The following is a 19,751-nucleotide window of genomic DNA, read 5'->3' on the forward strand; positions in this document are numbered from 1 at the left end:
TCAAAGGTGTTTATCAATATGAAAAACTGGCAACTTCAGGGGGATATAACTAATTTTGCTCTTTAGTTTATGGCTGAGCAAAACTAAAAAAGCCATCGGCACGACTTCTATCCAGGTAAGAAGTGCCCGATGGCTTTTGCTTTCTCTTATAGCTTACAACTTAAAACTTACAGCTTCTCTTTTTCAAAATCCGCTCAGGGCTATCCATAAGAGCCGCTCAAGGCTGAGACCTTTCCTCGCAACTGCTTGTGATTGCTTTAAACTCGCTACTCGCAGCTCGTCGCTGCTTTAAGCCATCCTCTGGGTCGGCTTCCAGCGCAGTAGCTCAGAAGGTAGCTTAACTCCTTGAGCGGTTAGCGAGTTAACGCGGTTAAGATAAGCTGCGCCATACATCAGGTGCTTAGCCAGATCGACTGCGTTACGGTCCTGGTAGTTATCCAGGTAACTGCCCTTGGCCCACTGGTTGAATGCGCCCAGTGCCGGGCCTGCCCAGATCTGGTAATCCATCTCACGGCCCGCTTCGCCCGAGTTTGACCAGCGGCTGGAAAGCCCCAGGTACCAGCGGAAGATAAGTGCCATCTTACGCTTGGGGTTACCCTCGGCACGTTCGATCTGCTTAGGGTCGCGCTCGTTAAAGTGCGCCACGGTGCCGGCCCAGATCTCATCGAGAGTCGAGCGGAAAACCTGCTTCTCCAGCTTCTCACGCTCATCCGCCGGAATCGCTTCGATAGAGTCGTAGCGGGTGTAGATATCGTAAAGCTTGTTAGCACGCATCGGGAACAGGGTGCCGCGCTTAACGACCTGAAGTTTTACGCCCATCTCGAACATGTCGGCAGCGGGTGCCATAGTCACATCGGCCATCTCGGTAGTGGCGAGCAGCTTACGGGTATGCTCGCTGGCACCGGCCTCGACACAGGCCTGGTTGATTGAGCCGGTAACGATATAGGCTGCGCCCATGTTGAAGGTGGCCAGCGCCGCATCGGGAGTACCCACGCCACCACCACAACCGACACGAATTGGTGTCGGGTAGTTGAATTTAGCCTGGATCTCCTCTTTAAGTGCCAGGATAGTCGGCAGCAGAGTAACCAAAGGACGGTTATCGGTGTGACCGCCGGAATCGGCTTCGGCCGTGATGTCGTCCGCCATAGGAACCAGCTGGGCCAGCTCCATCTGCTCAGCAGTAATAGAGCCATCATCGACCAGCTTTTGCAGCATCTTAGCGGGTGCCGGCATCATAAACTTCTCGGCAACCTCGGTGCGGCTGACTTTAGCGATGACCTTGTTGGCAATCTGAATGTTGCCATGGGCATCGCGGCTAAGGCCCGCTGCGCGGTAGTAGACAATCTGCGGTGTCAGGCCAAGAAACGCCGAGGCCTCAACGGTATGTACGCCATGCTTCAAAAACAGCTCGACGCTGCCACGCTCCAGCGCCGGCTCACTCGGGCTATGGATAAGGTTGAACATGTATGGGCCGTTTGGCAGTGCGGCCTGGATGCGGTTGATCGCGGCTTCTACGCGGCTCGGGATAAGACCCGCGGCACCGAATGAGCAGAGAATGCCGGCTTTGCCCAGTGCAATCACCAGCTCTTCCGATGAGATGCCGTTGGCCATCGCACCGGCGTAATAGGCATATTTTACGCCGTGAACGCGGCGAAAGTTGCTGTCGCCCAGGCTTTCGGTACCAAGAGCTGGTGCAAAGGCGCTGACAGGCTGAGCGGCAGATGATGCTGATCCTGTTACAACCTCTGCTTGCTGGGCGATGCCGATACCTTTCTCACTGTGGTTAACCAGGTAGCAGCTGCGGCTAAAGTCTTTTAACTGCTGCTCCATAGTCGCCACATCAAAGCTGATATCGCTGTTGCTTACAGCCCAAGGCCAAGGCGCCAGGTTTTCATTTGTTGTCGTAGGATTCATTGTTGACCCTTATATTATCTGTTTTTAAGCTTTTAGCTTTTTATTAAATCAAATTCAGTTCGTTGCATGAATTGAGTTAGGACGCAGATATTTTTGCCCAATTTCCCGAAAAAAGCGCGCAGCCTATGACTATAGGTGAGCACTTTTGACACAGAAATTGAGCAAAATAGCCAGTCTATAACTCAAATTCAAAGAGCTTCTTCTATGGATATTGCAATATCGAAGACTTCGTAGATACGCAGACCATCCTTACTCAGGCTGGCGTTACCTGTGATCACCTTCTTGCCGTTTTCATCTTTAACAGAGGTGATGCTGACATCCATAGACATCTGCTTGTTCAGCGGGTTGATCTGGCCGCGATACTTCCACTTGATGTTCGACAGGATCTGACCAAACTTAGGGTTCTTAAACCCGGAGCCCAGGTCTTTACTGATGGCGTAAGTCTGCATGGTTTCGATAATCGCTTCAACACCGAGCGAGCCCGGCATAACCGGATCCTGGTGGAAGTGGAACTGGAAGAACCAATCACTTGGGTCGATGGTGCGCTCGGCGTACAGGTAACCAAGACCTTCAGTGCCGCCGTTATCGACAATTTCAACAGAGTCGATAAAGTTCAGCTGACCACCGGCCAGGCGGTAGTGTGGCTTATCGGCCGGTGCATTGAAGTGACGAACGCTCTTATCTAGCAGGTTGACAGTCGTTGTTGGTGCAACGCCGTTAGCCACATGCCAGGGCTGAGTCACCTTACCGTTATCCAGACCAAGCTGGTCTTTCAATGCCTCAGCCTTGAAGTAACCGAATACCGCGGTGCCGCGATAGAAGGGCTCGCCATCTGTGCTCAGCTCGAAGCTGAAGCTCTGGATGATGTTGGTGCCAGCCATGACGGTCGACAACAGACGTGAATCGTTGACGATAGTTTTGCCGCGCAGGTCGACTTCGCGCAGCAACTCACCGCTGCCATCTAAGTTACGGAAGAATAGCTCGAGGCCCGGGAAGCCCAGGGTCGTGCCCATGTAACCCGAGATGAAGCCGTTTGGCTGCAGTGATATCTCCATCAATATCGAGTAGGGCATCACGGCGTGGTGGCTGTTTTTATCGAAATACCAGGCATCAACAGGCACTTCATACTCGGCGATACAGGATGATGGCTTCTTGAAGTCGCCACGCTTACCGTTGACCTCGATAACTCGTGTGGTCACCTGCAGATCGCCACAAGGTGTACGAGGTGGGATCATGCCGCGATAGATGGAGAACTCGGGGCCGAAACAGTTTTCGATATTACCCGTGGCAAACTCAAACATATGATACGGCGTGAATGGCACGGTATCGGGCACGCGGTTGGGGTAGTCCGGCGTAATTGGCGCCTCGACGTGTGAAAGCGGGATCACACCCTTATTCGGCTCCTTGCTCAGGTCCGGGATCTGTGCCATCAGCGGTGCGTTTACCGATGCGGGCTGGTATTCCTTATTAAGAGACGCCGCAGGCGCTTTATTAAGTGCCGCTGATGGCTCTTTTTTCAGAGACGCTGAAGGCTCATTATTAACAGAAGCCGCTGGCGCGCTTGCCTCAGTTGTAAGAAGTGGATAGCGGGTACACTCATCCTCCTCCTTGATCATCACACCCAGGTTCTGGAAGTCGACCACGGCTTTACCGTTGAGTATGATATCGATATTCGCCTTAGCGTAAGGGCGCGGACTGAAGCCGATTTCGGTGACTTCCATGCGATAGGTCAGGGTGCCGGACTGTGGCAGTACCTGTCCGCGGCAACGAACCTGCTGCGAGGCATTTTCCAGTGGCTGGAAGCGGCCATTCTTAGTATGGGTGTGCATGCCTAAGTGCAGCATGAAGAACTGTAGTAGCTGACCACAACCTTCGGCCATCAGTGAGCCCGCCATCACCTGATCGCCCTTGAAGTGACACGGGAAGTACCAGTGATCCGGTTCCAGTTGCTTATGGCCTTCGATAAGGCCAAGCCCCCAGGTGCCGCCATTGCGTTCAACCTTGCTGACCTGCTCGATCATCAGGAACTTCTCCGATGCGAAGCACAGTGAGGGTTGTGCCGGGCCCGCATGGCTCGGGCCGAAACAGCCTTCGATATCTGCGCTCAGCAGCTTGTGGATCTCGCCATAGTTGAAGCTGGTTTTAGGGCAGTCCAGTAGCGGGTTGAAACTCTTCTTCACGGCCAGACTGCGCGCCTTAATCTCATCTTCGGTGCGGATCACCCCTTTACCGTCGGCAAGCTCTTCGTCGGTGAAGAAACCGGCGCAACCGCCGTCCATCTTCAAAATCATCTTGTCGCCGACGAAACACTCGTAGGAGAAGAAGAACAGCAGGGTGTCGCCGTTACGGGCATAGTTGTTGATCTTAATATCGTAGCGAAGAGTATCGCCGCCACGTGGCAGATCGCCCAGGAAGGTGAGGGTACAGTCGAGCAGTCGATAGACGCGCTCACCCTTGTTTTCGAAATCGATACCAAGATAGCTGATCAGCATCAAGTCACACTGGCCAGATTCAACTGCTACGGCCCATGGGATCTGACCATCGACCAGATAGGGCGCATCGACCGGAATGTCATATTCTGTGGTCATAGAACAAGGTTTGAACTCGTTCATGGTGGCATCGAGTTTCGTTACGCGAGATACCAAGAGGTAATCTGTGGTCGGCAGGCGCACCCGGCGCGAGTAGCTGTCGATGATGGCGTAATCTGAGCCAAATACATTGGCGATATCGCCCTCGGCATACTCAACTAAGTCGGCGTAGTTCCAGATACAGGGCTTAAGTTCAGGTATCGGCGCCGTGTAGGGTGGCACGTTTGCATGATCAGGTTTGAGCTCTGGTGTGGTTTTCAAGGTGTTAGCGTATGAAACAGGCGCTGGGATCGCAGTGCTCGTTACTGGTGCAGGCTCTTGACCTGTCACTTGGGCTAGCTGTTGCTTAAGCAGGGCATCGGCTACTTTCATACCGGTTGAGCGGCTCTTCAAAAATGCCTGGTGCGCCTGCTGAGCAAGCTGCTGATTGTGCGCGAATGCAGCCAGGTCACCGGATGAAACATCGATAGGTGTGCTTGGCGTAGTCGTTAACTTAGATTGAGTTGTCATGGCTTTGGCTGTCACATTCTGTTTGATCGTAGGGGCATCCGGCGCCTGAGTGGGGCTTACCGGTGCTGCTTGATGTTGTTGCTGTGGGCGAGCGATTATTGCTTTTGGCTGCTTTACCACCGAAGACTCGGTGCCCTGGGCGACCTTGCTCTTAATGGACGTTAAGTTCGCCAGTGGTGCGTCGACGATATGTCGGTAGATATCTCGTCCACCTAAGGTCACCTGCTTCAACAGTTGATGCTTGGCGTCTGATATCAGTTCACTGCTTAAACGGCGCTGCAGTGCGCGTCGCTCTGCTTCACTTTGACTGATCAGCAATTGAGAGACCTGGTTTTCACTGATATTCGTGATAAGGGCTGCGTTGTTGTCAGTCATCTTGTGATGTCGTGAGACATTCAACAGGCCATGAAGCAGGCTCGCCATTCCCGCCGCGGCGAAGCAGTGGCCGACACGACTATCGGCGCTGGTGGCGATAGCATTAGGGAAAGCCGTGTCGGTTACACCGGTTTGTGCACTTACCAGGCTTCCCGGTGCGATATTGGTTTCAGCGACGCAGAGCTTGTTTGAATCTGTACCGGTTTGGGTCAATAACTTATCGGTAACCGATGGCACATCTAGTGCGTGGCCGAAGGCGAGGGCATCTATCTGGCCATATGAGTGCGCAGCGCGAGCCTCATCTTTGACTAATACTACAGCTCCTGCGCCTTCACCGACATTCCAGCCCTGCTTCTCTGCAGCATCGACTCGCTTGTTGGCCGGAGTCATCGCCACGGGGGCAATACTATTTTTGAGTATCACCTGCTCGAAGCTGCCGGAGAGATCGACGGCGGCAATCACCACTGCATCGAGTTCATCTTCTGACATCAGGTTCTGTGCCACATCGAGACAACGGCTGACCGATTGCTCGGCGGCCGAGATGGTAAATGCCGGCCCGTTGAAGTCCCACAGCGAGGCGATCCGCGACGCCATGATGTTACCGATAAAGCTGGTGTACTGATTGAGTTTGGCTGCATCCAGCACACTGTCCATCGCAATGGCTTCGAGTGCCTGATACTCGTTACTGCTCAGAGCGACGCCCATGGCTGCGAGGCTTTCACTCAATTGAGTATGCAGGTTGACGCGACCGCGGAACTGATGCAGCTCAAGCTCGGTTTCCATGGCAACCAAGACCGCTACTTTCTGGCCCGGTTTGAGTTTGGCATCACGAATCGCTTCGTCGGTGACCCGCATCAGCATCAGCTGCTGTGAGATCAAGCGGTCATCTTCATTCGGTGGCAGTTTGAAGCGCAGGAAGTCGAGTTCGAAACTGTCGATATAGGCGCCTTGTGGCGCGTCGCCAAGGCCATATTCGGCAAGTAACTCGCGATGTTGCTCGAGTCCCTTCCAGCGCTTCTTAGGCAGTGAGATAAAACCATTGCTGTTTGATATTACTGCATCGTTAAGCCGGTTAATGCTGCTGAGAGGACCGAAGTGAGAGGCAATACCGCTTATCTTCATCGCTTCAGGTTTTACTGCTTGTTTGCTTGCGGCTGGATGAGGTGAGGCGCCCGCGGCGTCTTTTGGAGGTAAATAGCTCTCCAGCAGCAGGTGCGCATTACAACCACCGAAACCAAATACGGAGACACCGGCATGACGTAATGTATTCCCCTCCTTCATCGGCCAGGGCTGAACCTGATTTGGTAGCGTAGCCGAACCAAACATGCCATCGGGTGAAGATATTGCATCGCTGATATTGATGCTCGGCGGCAGTGCCCCCTCTTTCATGGCGAAGATCATCTTCATGATCCCGGGCATGCCTGCTGCTGTCAGCAGATGGCCCAGATTAGACTTGGCTGAGCCTATCTGTGGTATCTCTTCGCCGGCCAGCTTATCTGCAAAGAAGGTCTCCATCGAGGTAAGTTCAATCTTGTCACCCAGCGGTGTTCCCGTTGCGTGACACTCGATCACTTCGATATCTTTAGGTTCGATATCACTCATCGCATAGGCGCGCTCGAAGGCTTTGACCTGGCCTTTCGGGTTAGGGCTGAGCACAAACTGTCCCTTGCCGTCGTTTGACAGGCCTACACCGCTGACAACCGCGTAGATCTTATCGCCGTCGCGTTCGGCATCTTCCAAACGTTTGAGTACCAATACTCCGGCGCCTTCGCCCGCAAACAGGCCTTTACTGTTGGCGTCGAACGGAGCCGAGAAGCCATGTTCCGGGTAGGCATGGAAGATTGAGAATCCCATGTTGATAAAGAAAGGATCTGCACCTGAGACAGCTCCGGCTAACATCACATCGGCTTTTCCCGTGCTGAGATAGTCACAGGCTAACTTTAGTGAGTAAACTGAACTAGCGCAGGCGGCATCCAGACTTAGCTGGGCGCTGCCTAAACCGAGTGCATCGGCTACTACCTTTGAGGTGTTATGGGCGATGGAGCCGTTAGCACTGTCGAGGCTTGTTTCCTGAGAGGCGCGCGCCGTTCCTGCATTGGTCGGATTCAGGCTGAATTTTTCACTTGTCAGTTTGTTACGCAGCGCCTTTTCAACAACGCCATGATAGATAGGCAGAAACAGATCGTTTGAGCGCTCCGTGGGGAAAGATAACGCCCCCATGACCACGCCCGTGCGCTGCAACAAATCATCATTGTGAAGTGCAATGCCCGCATCTTCCAGGGCTTTGCGGCTGGTGTCCAGGGCCCAGAGAAAGCTGTTATCGAGCCCGGTTAAACTGTCAGGTGATAAACGGTAGCCATTGGGATCGAAACAAAAGTCTTCGATATAGCCCCCCTTATCGCAGTAAAACCTGTCTGACTGTCCCTGTACACCCTGATAGTCGGCGCTGTTTGCACCGAGTTTTTCATTGGTTAAGGTGGTGCGGGAGTCGCGTTTATCGAGCAGGTTTTGCCAGAACTCCTGTGGACTCTTGGCATCGGGATAGAGGGTCGCCAAACCGACGATGGCTATCTTGCTCTGCTTAGTCATTTTTTTGGAGTCAGAGATGTTTTCTGAAGAAGACATTAAGCTTCCCCTTGTATTGTTTGTTTCATCGAATGCTCACTGTGCCTTGAGCCGGCAGCACCATCACCTGATGCCCGGGTCTCGAGCTTTGCCAGCGCTATCTCTCGATTTAATCCATCGATGAGAGGCGCAGCTGAAAGCGGCACACGGTGACTGATAAGTTGGCCTAACGCCTTGAGAAGGGTGGTGATATCATCACCTCCTTTGGCATTGACGGGCACGGTGCAGCATGGGTAGCAGCCTGATTCGCTGCCACAGCTTCTGTCTAGTTTGGCAATCTTGTCGATAAGGGTGCAGTTTTGCCTATCTGCGCCTAATTCGACAAACAGCTTGGCACCTTGGCTTTGCGCGCCATGGATCAGCGAGGTAAAGTCCAGGGTGTTGCAGAAGGTGTCGGCGATTGAACGTGCGACGACTTGACTGTCGAGAGAGCCTTGCGCATTTGATATAGCGGTTTCATCAGAGGCTGCACTGATAAACTTAATACCTGTCGGTAGTGATTCCTGCAGTGGCTGAGTATAAAACGCTATTACATTAGCATGCTCTTCAAGTGCCGGCGTGGTATGCATCGCCGTTACCCGATTTGCGGCTATGCCACGTTTTTTCATCTTAGCCAGCAGTTCACGGCACTGGGTTTCACAGCCTGCAATGACACAGGTATCCCCCTGGTTTATCGCAAGGTAGGCGTGAGGGAACTCAGGAAGCAGCGCTTGAATAGGCGCTGCCGCTGAGCGAACCACAAAGCTGTTCCATACAATATCAGCCGCTGATTCATCCAGCTGCCAGGCAAGGCGAACCGCACTGAGCCTACCCGAAATAGCGCTGGTAAACAGCGGATCAGTTTTAGTCTTCTCAATCAAGGCATGTGGGTTTTTCCATACACCCAGACTCGCCCACATCGACGCTTCACCCATGGAATAACCTAAGGCGAAGTTTGGCGTGATTTTAAACTCTTTTACCAGCAGTTGGGTCAGCAGATAGCTACTACCGACACCGGCAATAGCCAGATCGCCCAGCGGCATAGCTGGCGCCACTTTAGGATCTAAGTTATAGATGGCGTCGGCCTGGAACATGGACTTCAGGTCACCTTCACGTTCCAGTTGCGAATAGAGTGACGGGAAGTAACCATGGAGCTCACTGAACATATCGCTATATACGGTGCCTACACCCGGGTAGACAAAGGCAAGACCATTTTGGTCGGTGGAGCCCAGAGGCTCGGCGGTGAAATAGCTTCCCGCCGGTGTACGATATTGTCCTTTTTCACTCATCACCCCAGGCACAGCCTCAACCATCGCATCGAGTTCCTGAAGCATGGCTTCAGGGGAGCTTGCCTGCAGCGTGATGGCGTATGTGCCGTTGGCGGTTTCAAAAGCCAGAAGATTATCGCGCATCAAAGTCAGTAGTGGCTCCCGTTTAATTAGGGGAGTCGCGCTGAGGTCTGCTCTTAACTTATCCAGACCCGCTAATAGTCCGGTTTGGCTATCAGCCGACACTATAAACTGTAACCGCTTTGAGTCGATAATCGATTTTGGTGCAATAAAGCCTGTGCCTTGAGAGACCACGAAGCTGATGCAGTTTGCCGTGTCGGCCCCCTCTGTTGTAGTGGCACTATTGGTGAGGTTGATTGCCATCACGCGAGCCTGATGGTGTTCGGTAAACCAGTAGTGGCTGGCCGCCTGTTTAGGGCTAACCGAAGCTGGATCTCTATGGTGTGTACGAGAGGCAAGGTCTTTAATGAGCTCACAAACCAGATCGAACTGCTCTGTACTATTAAGTTGTGGCAGATCCACGCGTTTGCTGACGCTATCAGGCTTTCGCTTTGCCTGATTTAATGCTCGACTCATAGTCGCATCTGCAAGCGTTGTGATATCAGATGTTGATTCAGCCTGTATCTGCATGGCAGCGAGTTGAGCGTGGGGGTGGATTCTGTTTTGCGCCGCCTTTAGCGCATGCATCATCAGCAGTGAGCTGGTACCTGTCGAGATCTGCACTAGTTTTCCCTGCTCTATCGCTTCGATAGTAGCAGTTAAGTTCGCCTCAAAGTCTTCCACCTCGATAGTGACGAGCTCTGTGGTGTGAAGCAGTTCTGAGTTGTGCAGCTCAGGCATTAACCGGGGCAGCTGTTGAGCTACCTCGGGGGCATGAAGATCGCGTGCAGTGGGAAGCACCAGGAGTGCGATGCGCAATGGCATCCCACTCTTGATAACTTGATCACTGACGCTGGCGTTAGCTGAGGGGCTAACGGTTTGTGTCGATTTGACCATCAGGCTTCTGCTCCACTCTCACTATGGGCCCCATTGCTTTCATTCAAAAAGGCGCTATTGAGGTTCTTGCTGATAGTGACTTTCGCCCCTTTCATCATCGCACTGAGTTCACCACTTTCATGGTAAAGTGCGACATCAGCGACAAGTGAACGTCCACTCGTCTTAATGACCTTGAGTTCCAGCAGCCCTTTATCACCAAATGCCAGCGGTTTGTTTGAGATAAACTCACCGATAGCCGATGGTAAGCTCGCAGCTCCGTACTTAAGCCTTGCCCAAACCAACATCGCCTGCAGCAGTAGATCTTCTGCAAATGGCTGGCTGCCACCGATATGCTGCGTGGCAACAAACTGGCCGCAATCAGAATCACTCACTTGTGGTAGCTGGCAAGATGCAGTTAAACCAGAATCATTAAACTTAAATACCTGCTTTATGCCCTGCAGACGCGGCCCGTGGAATAGGGTTCCGTTGCTGTAAAGTTCACGTGCTGTAGTCACCGGCTGCTCTGCGCCTAAATCGAAGGTTTTAGGTGCCTGCGATTCATCTTGAGCAGAAACTAAGGTCGCCTTGTACTGGGGACGTCCCTGACAGCTGATTAAGGCCTGCATTTGGCCGCTATTTCCAAGAGCCGCTGAAGGCTCGCTTTCTATCGGTGTTAACTCAAGGGTCATCTCCTGAACATCACTGCTGTCGAAGATGATCCCCTTAAGCAGCTTGTAGTCGATTACTTTGACTCGAGTACCAAGCATCTCGCTCGCCGCCTCACGCATCCACTGAATTGCACATACAGTGGGAAGCACAGGGTTACCGCTAATGCGGTGGTCTTGGATAAAGACCATCGCATCAGGGTCTAAGGCTCTTGTTACAGAGACAGGTGCTAGCGGGCGCGATGCAGTTTGCACCTCACCCGCATTAAGCTTTTTTACAGAAGCGCCTTTACTGCTTGAATCATCGCCACCTTGCATAGAGGTACCGATAAGCAGCTGAGTGCCGGTCTCACTGAGCAGTTGGGTGGCAAAAAGCTCAGCCCCTGCTTTTAGTGGGATAACGTACACGCCACGTTCGGTAAACATCTTCTTGAGCGCATCGGTAACCATGCCGCCATCCCAGGGGCCCCAGTTAAAGCTCATCACTTTAGCTTGCGGGTTACGCGCAGTGAACTGCAGCGCCGCCTTGTTAAGGATGTCGTTAGACATAGCGTAATCGCTCTGACCTGTATTGCCGTAAAAACCTGCAGCAGATGAGAACATCGCCAGTAGTTTCACTTTGCTTGAATCGAGCGCAGCAAGCAGGGCTTTAAGGCCGTTAACTTTAGTGCCGTATACGCGACCTAATTCGTCAATCGTCTTATCTTGAATATGTTTATCGGCGAGTACGCCTGCACCGTGGATAAGGCCTGTGATCTCATTTGAGCGACCATTAAGAGCCGCTGTAATAGCGGCAGTGTCGGTCACATCCATGCTGACATATTCAGCACTTGCGCCAACCCCGGCAAAGGCTTCAAGGGCAGTGTTGATCTCGATTGAGCTCTTAATTGTCCAAACTAACGCTTCAACCTGCTTAGGTGTTGGCTTACTGCCTGTAGCGATAATATGCGCAATCGCTGCAGGTTTTAGCTCGCTTATCTGCTTGCCTGTTGCCCAAGCCGGGATAGCTTGAAGCTCACTGCGACCTGCAAGGATAAAGTGAGACTGAGTGCGCTTAGCTAATGCTAGGGCACATTCGAAGGTCACACCTTTTGCTCCCCCGGTCACCAGTATTTTATCTGCTCGGTTTAGCTCTGATGCTGCATGTTTGTTGCTCGCCTCACCTGCAATCAGCGTTGTACGTGCAAGGTTGCCGTTAGCATCGAGTGAAATACCGACTTCTGGTAACTGTGCACTTGAGTCGAACAGTTCGCTGGTGATCGCGTCGCTAAGGTGCGTTGCATCTAAGTCAGTTGCAACATCTAAAGCACGGCAGAAGACAGTTGGCCACTCATGGCTCAGTGTCTTAGTTAATCCAGCAAGTGCTGCCTGATTCAGCTCTGCATCTTGAAGCTGCTTAGCGTCCAAGTAACCGAAACCTCCATCGATACGGCTAACTGTGATAAAGCTGCGGCGCTTATCACTCGGTGCATTTAGCTTTGGCTGTAGCAACTTAGCCCAAAGGAAAGCTTGGCTAACGTGAATGAAGCTTTCACTGCTCAAGTTCACTGCATCGCTTACGTTGCTGCTTTCAGCTTCAGGTTGTAGGTGAATAAAGCCACCAATTTGACCAAGTTGCTGTTCGATTTGAGCAATCACAGCGTTGATACCTGATTCATCAAGACTGTCAGCCTGAAAGCTTGCTATATCACTGCTTAGCGGTGATTGAGCCGCGCCTTTAGGTAGACGAACAACGGCTACCTTAAGACCTTGCTTTGTTAGTTTCTCTGCCAGTACGCCTGCGTTATGACCATCATCGTTAATCACTACAGTTGTGTCTGCGGCGAAACAGTTGTTGATTTGATCCGCCGCATTAAGCTTTTTTAGCGCCACCTCGCTGTGAGGAGGAAGTTCAAGAGAAGAGGTGATAGTGTCTGCTACTGACTTAACCGCACCAGTTACTGCAGCGCCTGCCGCGGCACCAGCACTGGTAAGCTTAGAGTTCATGTAGCTTACGATTTCGCCCAATGTACGACACTCAGCAAGATCTTCCGGGTTTAGTTCAGGCAGGTCTGGCAGCTCATCCTGAACGGTTCCCAGGATCTCGACGCGCTTGATAGAGTCGATACCGAGATCCGCTTCCATATCCATGCTCAGTTCCAGCATCTCAGTCGGGTAGCCCGTCTTTTCGGCAACCACAGACATCATAGTGCCTTGGACTTGATCCGCGTTTAAACCACTCACTTGAGGAGCGGCCGCGGCGCTAGCTGGAGCGACAGTTCCGGCAGGCAACTTGCTATTCATATAGGTAACAATTTCGCCCAGCGTTCTACACTCGGCAAGATCTTCCGGGTTTAGATCGGGCAGACCCGGTAGTTCATCCTGAACGGTACCTAAGATCTCGACGCGCTTGATAGAGTCGATACCCAGATCCGCTTCCATATCCATGCTCAGCTCAAGCATCTCTGTCGGGTAGCCGGTCTTATCGGCCACAACAGACATCATGGTTGCTTGGACCTTTTTCGCGCTCAAGGCTGTATCCGCACTCAAACCAGTTGAAGCTGGCGCAGCACTCACTTGAGGAGCTACAGAAGCATTACCAGCAGGCAATTTGCTATTCATGTAGCTAACGATTTCGCCCAGTGTTCTACACTCGGCCAGATCTTCCGGGTTGAGCTCAGGCAGACCCGGCAGTTCATCTTGAACCGTACCCAGGATCTCGACGCGCTTGATAGAGTCGATACCAAGGTCCGCTTCCATATCCATGCTCAGCTCAAGCATCTCTGTCGGGTAGCCGGTCTTATCGGCAACCACAGACATCATAGTGCCTTGGACCTTCTCTGAGCTCAAGGCTGTCTCTGCACTTAGACCAGTTGAAGCTGGCGCAGCACTCACTTGAGGAGCTACTGAAGCATTACCAGCAGGCAATTTGCTATTCATGTAGGTAACGATTTCGCCCAGTGTTCTACACTCGGCCAGATCTTCCGGGTTAAGCTCAGGCAGACCCGGCAGTTCATCTTGAACTGTACCCAGGATCTCGACGCGCTTGATAGAGTCGATACCCAGATCGGCTTCCATATCCATCTCAAGTTCCAGCATCTCAGTCGGGTAACCGGTCTTTTCGGCAACTACTGACATCATGGTTGCCTGGACCTTCTCTGCAGAAAGACCATTAGCAACCGGAGCTGCAGCTTGAGAAGCAGAGCCTTCAGTGGCAGTTGTAGAGAGGTTAGAGCCTTCAGCGTCTGTTGTAGAGAGCTTAGAGTTCATATAAGCAACGATTTCGCCTAATGTTCTACACTCGGCCAGATCTTCAGGGCTTAGCTCAGGCAGGCCTGGAAGCTCATCCTGAACCGTTCCCAGGATCTCGACGCGCTTGATAGAGTCGATACCCAGATCGGCTTCCATATCCATCTCAAGTTCCAACATCTCAGTCGGGTAACCGGTCTTCTCGGCGACCACTGACATCATGGTTGCCTGGACTTTTTGTGCGCTCAGGGCTGTTTGCGCGCTCAAGGCTGTCTCTGCAGAAGCGCCTGCAGCGGCACTTGTATTAGTCCCTTCAGCTGGAAGCTTAGAGCCTTCAGCCAGTTGAGAGTTCATATAAGCAACGATTTCGCCTAATGTTCTACACTCGGCCAGATCTTCAGGGCTTAGCTCAGGCAGGCCTGGAAGCTCATCTTGAACCGTTCCCAGAATCTCGACGCGCTTGATAGAGTCGATACCAAGGTCTGCTTCCATATCCATCTCAAGTTCCAGCATCTCAGTCGGGTAACCGGTCTTCTCGGCAACCACTTCAAGCATAGTGGCTTGAACTTTAGCAGCGCTTAATCCGGCAGGAGCTGCAGGAGTAGTAGCGGCAACTGGAACGGGGGTCACTACTGACTGTACAGGAGCGGCTTGATGGCTAACAGTCTGTACTGGTTTAGCAACAGGGGCTGAAGCTACTGGAGTCGCCGGAGCCTTTGCAACTGGAGCGCTAACGCCAGGAGCCGCAGCAGTGCTTGCTGTTACTTGATTTGCAACCTGAGCTGGAGCAGCCAATTGAACAGGAGTTTCTTGAATGACAGCTGGTTGAGCTACAGGTTGAACCACTTGAGCTGGTGCACTAACGCTAACAGAGGCTGGCGCGCCGTTAAGCATACTCAGTGCCGCAGTGTTGCTGTGTGCTTGCATCTCTAGGAACTGAGTGTGGCTTTGCAGAGTTTGTGCCTGAAGCTGGTGGAACTGCTCCATTGAGCGTTGTAGGCTCTGTGGGATAGCAACACCTGTGCCTGCAAGTTTGGTTTGCTCACTCATCAAGGTTGTGAAGGTCTCACCGTACTGCTGCGGGATCTCCAGGAACTGCTGATGAAGCTCAGCAGCTTGCTGCTGCGCTGCAAAGAAATTAGTGAGTGCGTCATTGCTAACAGCCGCTGATGGCGTATTAGTTACGGTTGTTGGCGCAACTTGATGAGTCTGAGCGCTAAGCTCTTGCTTATTAGACATTGGTACTGCAATCTCCACAATCTTTTCGACTACTTTTTCAACTTCTACGATCTTCTCAACTTCCACCACTTTCTCTACTTCAACTATCTTCTCTTCTACGATAGTTGAGCTTGTGACTGTGCCAGTTTCGAGAGACTTAGCCATCTTAGCGCGGGTGGCTTTGCTGATATGGTTAACCGCATTAAGAGAGATGCTCATTGGAGACTTCTTCTCCGGAGCGGCAATATCGGCCTGGTATGGATCGATATTATCGAGCTTGATACCTGCAACGGCCATCTGGACTGCGGCCTGCTTAAGCTGTAGGTCGCTATCGCCTTTAGGGCTTGGGTTGATAGAGATCGCAGTCACACCAGCCTTGTCAGCGAGGGTGCCTTGAACCAGTTTCTGCAGGATATTCTTAGGACCAAACTCGACAAAGACACGTGCACCAGCGTTATACATAGCTTCAAGCTCAGCGGTAAAGCGTACCGATTGAAGCATATGTTTCTTGAACGAGGCCTTAATCTTAGCGCCTGTGTTGGCATAAAGCTCACCCGTGGCGTTTGAGTAAAGCGCGCGCGTCGGCTTAGTGAATTTAGCGCCGTCAATTGCTTTAGCAAACGGGGCTTGAGCGTGTCCAACGAGTTCAGTGTGGAAGGCGCCGGATACAGGCAGGTTGATCGCTTTATAACCGAGCTCACTCAGGGCCTTAGCCGCTTCACCTGTTGAGGCTGTTGGACCTGCAATGACAGATTGTGTCGGCGCATTGTAGTTAGCGACTTTGACACCATCGAATTTAGCGATAGTCGCTTCAACGGCTTCAAGGTCGCTAGCGTCTTTAGTGATGATGGCGAACATGGCGCCTGCGTCGGCCTCAATTCCATCTTTAGCAGGGGCTTTTGTTGCCATGGCATGACCACGGGCAAACGCCAGCTTGTAGTAATCATCGTTTGAGATTACTCCCGCAGCGCACAGGGCACTGAGCTCGCCGAAGCTGTGACCGGCGACCATGTCGGCGTTGAAGCCGGCGGCGGTGAACAGCTCATACTGACCCATAGAGATAGCACCGATTGCACTCTGTGCATTAGCGGTATTGGTCAGCGTGGCTTCCTGCGCCTTCAGGTCATCTCTGTTAAAGACAGGCTTTGGATATAGGGTCTGCGAAAGTGGTGTCTTTTCATGTGCGGCAAAGACTCTGTCTGCGGCCACAAACTGCTGACGCATCTCAGGGTAGTAACAGGCAAGCTCTCTGCCCATGTTGAGATACTGTGAACCCTGGCCTGCGAACAGTGCAGCGACCTTGCCTTCGACAGCATTAGCGCGGTAGCTGATACCAGCGGGTAACTGCCAGCTTGTCTCATCAGTAGCAAGCTTAGCGAGCGCCTGCTTGATCTGGGTGACCAGTTCTTCGCTTGTGTTGGCAACAAGGCCGATGCGCGGTGCATTGGCATCGAGTTCACGCAGGGCATATTTTTCCGCGGCATCTTTCACAATGAATTCAGCCTGAGTTGCCGATGCGGCTAAAGCATTCAGTTCCTCTACAAGCTTCGCCTTGTCTGTGGCGCTGACGAGGAAACTCTGTGCTACCTGGCGCTGGCGGTATCTGGCCTTTTGCGCATCTTCACGGCTGTGCTCTGCGTTGTACTCCTCCAACACGAAATGGAAGTTAGTACCACCGAAACCGAATGAGCTGATACCCGCACGGCGAGGCGTACCATCGACACGCGGTAACCAGGGGCGAGTCTCGGTATTGAGATAAAACGGAGAGTTTTCGATATCCAGCTTAGGACTAGGCTGGCTGACGTTAATCGTTGCAGGTAGCACCTTGTGGTGCAGCGCCAGTGCCGCCTTGATGAGACCAGCCGTACCAGCCGTAGACTTGGTATGGCCAATTTGAGACTTCACAGAGCCCAGTGCGATGTGCTGTTTAGTGTCGTTCTCATCGCGAAATACTGAGCACAGACCGGCAAATTCAGCTGCATCACCGGCCGCAGTACCCGTTCCGTGCGCTTCGATTAATCCCAGAGTGTGAGGCTCAAAGCCGGCGTCATCATAGGCGCGTCTCAGTGCTTTAGCCTGACCTTCGGGGCGGGGTGCATAGATAGACTTGAACTTACCATCAGATGAAGCGCCAATCCCTTTGATCACAGAGTAGATACGATCGCCATCACGCTCGGCATCCTCGAGTCGCTTTAATGCAACCATGCCGATACCTTCACCGATCATCATCCCTTTCGAGTCGATATCGAAGGGTTGAATGGTCTCGTTGGTGGTGAATGCCGGCGTCTTGGAGAAACTCATATACATAGAGGGTGAGTTATCGGTACAGACACCGCCTGTGATCATCATCTCACTGCGACCTTCGGTCAACTCCGTCAGTGCCATACGCATGGCGGCGAGAGAGCCGGCACAGGCGGCATCGACCACACAGTTCATGCCACCAAAATCGAAGCGGTTGGCGATACGACCGGCAATCACGTTACCTAATGAACCCGGGAATGAGTTCTCTTCCCAGTGTACGTATTGGTCCTGGAACTTTTTGATCAGCATTTCGCTGTCTTCATCGCTGATGCCGCTGTTAGCGAAGACTTTCTTAAGCACTGGGTACTGAAGACGGGCGGTTAAACTATGGCTGATCTTCTGACCACCACCGACACCCAGGGTAATACCGATCTTGTCTCTGTCGTAACCTTCAGGCAGGTTGGCATCCGCCAGGACCTCTTTTGCTACGATTAGTGATAGGAGCTGTGAGGTATCTGTCAGTTCAAGAATGTTTGGCGGCAGGCCAAACTCCATCGGGTTGAAATCAACATCCGGCAGAAAGCCACCGCGTTTGCAGTAACTCTTGTCCGGCGCGCTCTTGTCGGCATCGTAATACTCTTCCGGCTGCCAGTGAGTCGATGGCAACTCGGTGATCGCATCGATCTTTTCACTGATAAGATCCCAGAACTTGTTCAGATAACGAGAGTTGGCAAAGATGCTGGCCATACCGACGATGGCGATAGGCATATCTTTAAGACGTTTATTAAGGCGACTATCTTCAGCAGCATTAGTGGCTTGTGAGTCTTGTGCTGGCTCAGTCGCTTTAGCTGACTTCTTAGCATTCCTGGAAGGTTTAGAGGTTTGGCTCATTATGAGTCTCCGCTGGGTGCCTGATGTTCAGGCGTCTTGTTGTTAGTCTCCGCACTTTTAATTGTGGTACCAGTACTGAGCCTGGCACCGGGGAAGCGCTGTAAGAAAGAGTGGTAGTTGCGAACGAGCAACTTACGCAGATGAAACGGCCCGTGCTTCAGCACATAGGCTATGTATCTGTTTGTGGCGTGGGTATTGCTATCTTGGTATATGTCCAGATATATCCAGTCGCTGCCCGGGTCTATGCCAAGCAGTATTGAACTCGGTTGCTCTTCGGTTAACTGAGGCGGGATGGTAAGCGATACCACCTGTACCACGTTATCGCCATCGGGACTGGATATCTCCAATGTCTCGGCCAGAGTTTCGAAGTGGAGCGTATAGGTTTGAACGTTGCTGCCCTGAACGATCGGCAGTTGATTGAAGTATCGCTCGGGCACGTGAGGGCTCTCAATATCATTTACGCGCGATACGCCATAGCGCTTCAGACACCTTGCCAGACCGGAGCGGGAAACATTGGGATTAATAAAGGTCTGAGTCGCACTGAGCAGTTTATCCAGCGGCATCTTAAGTTGATACCTGAGTCCGACAACGACGTATTCCTGCAGAGGTGTCAATGTCGTGTTGAGATGGTGCGGTGTGTTGGGCGTATTTTCTACAGAGTCACGTTTGCGCCACTTGCGCACGGTGGCTTCACTGATGTTGAGCACCTTGGAAAGTTGCGTGACAGAAAGGTCTGACTCTTGAATGAATCGACGCATCTCGGGTGTTGTAGTCGCATTACGGTGCCTTGTCTCGGTTGCGCTTCGCTTACGCTTATCCGGATTTTTATGCTCCGCTTTCTTATTTTTATCAGCTTGCTCTGCCATAGATTCAGCGCTATTCCGTTAATAATCTACTGGGACTAAATGCGGATTCATGGACGGAAACTACTGCAGAAGTCCCGGATTCGCCGCTATTTATAGGGTCTTGTTTGACTAATGGTTGAGCAGACTACCTGACCTTAAGGTTCAACACAATCACCTGGGACTTAATATTCTCTCTTCAGACCAGTTTGGGCTTACACTTGTACTCTATGTGTGTGATTTATGTTTAAAAACAGGTAGGAAAAATAAAGCGTGATCCAGGTCAAATAACAGTCACTGGTACAGGTCTATACTCTATGTTAACAATTTCGTTTTCTTCACAAGTAGCTTGCTACTTTCAGTTAGCAGCAATGCAAAGGTTTAATCCATTGACTTAATTTAATGACATGA

At 52.0% G+C, this 19,751-nt stretch carries 5 protein-coding genes; all 5 read right to left on the reverse strand.

The window, feature by feature from the left end:
• Positions 1–288 precede the first annotated feature (288 nt).
• The 5 genes from pfaD to Q1B47_RS01510 all read right to left on the reverse strand — a co-directional run bounded on the left by pfaD (position 289) and on the right by Q1B47_RS01510 (position 19,364).
• Positions 289–1,914, reverse strand: a complete 1,626-nt coding sequence (pfaD, locus tag Q1B47_RS01490; RefSeq protein ID WP_299787522.1) for an eicosapentaenoate synthase subunit PfaD — start codon at positions 1,912–1,914, stop codon at positions 289–291.
• 188 nt (positions 1,915–2,102) lie between these two features.
• Positions 2,103–8,012: a beta-ketoacyl synthase N-terminal-like domain-containing protein gene (locus tag Q1B47_RS01495; protein WP_299787525.1), complete on the reverse strand. Its 5,910-nt coding sequence runs from the start codon at positions 8,010–8,012 to the stop codon at positions 2,103–2,105.
• Entirely contained in the window at positions 8,012–10,276 is a 2,265-nt protein-coding gene (locus tag Q1B47_RS01500; protein WP_299787528.1) for a PfaB family protein, read from the reverse strand. The genes Q1B47_RS01495 and Q1B47_RS01500 overlap by 1 nt, the downstream gene beginning before the upstream one ends.
• Positions 10,276–18,498 carry a type I polyketide synthase gene (locus Q1B47_RS01505; RefSeq protein ID WP_299787531.1) on the reverse strand — a complete coding sequence of 2,741 codons (8,223 nt, stop codon included), beginning with the start codon at positions 18,496–18,498 and terminating at the stop codon, positions 10,276–10,278. The genes Q1B47_RS01500 and Q1B47_RS01505 overlap by 1 nt, the downstream gene beginning before the upstream one ends.
• Positions 18,498–19,364, reverse strand: coding sequence for a transcriptional regulator (locus Q1B47_RS01510; RefSeq protein WP_299787534.1), 867 nt, complete (start codon positions 19,362–19,364; stop codon positions 18,498–18,500). Before Q1B47_RS01510 ends, Q1B47_RS01505 begins: the two co-directional genes overlap by 1 nt.
• Positions 19,365–19,751 lie beyond the last annotated feature (387 nt).

The sequence above is a fragment of the uncultured Shewanella sp. genome (genome assembly GCF_947501225.1).
Taxonomy (GTDB): domain Bacteria; phylum Pseudomonadota; class Gammaproteobacteria; order Enterobacterales; family Shewanellaceae; genus Shewanella.

Bases quoted from the DNA above. Each gene is read 5' to 3' on its own strand.
- Q1B47_RS01510 (WP_299787534.1), bottom strand. From the start codon at position 19,364: ATGGCAGAGCAAGCTGATAAAAATAAGAAAGCGGAGCATAAAAATCCG.
- pfaD (WP_299787522.1), bottom strand. From the start codon at position 1,914: ATGAATCCTACGACAACAAATGAAAACCTGGCGCCTTGGCCTTGGGCT.
- Q1B47_RS01495 (WP_299787525.1), bottom strand. From the start codon at position 8,012: ATGTCTTCTTCAGAAAACATCTCTGACTCCAAAAAAATGACTAAGCAG.
- Q1B47_RS01505 (WP_299787531.1), bottom strand. From the start codon at position 18,498: ATGAGCCAAACCTCTAAACCTTCCAGGAATGCTAAGAAGTCAGCTAAA.
- Q1B47_RS01500 (WP_299787528.1), bottom strand. From the start codon at position 10,276: ATGGTCAAATCGACACAAACCGTTAGCCCCTCAGCTAACGCCAGCGTC.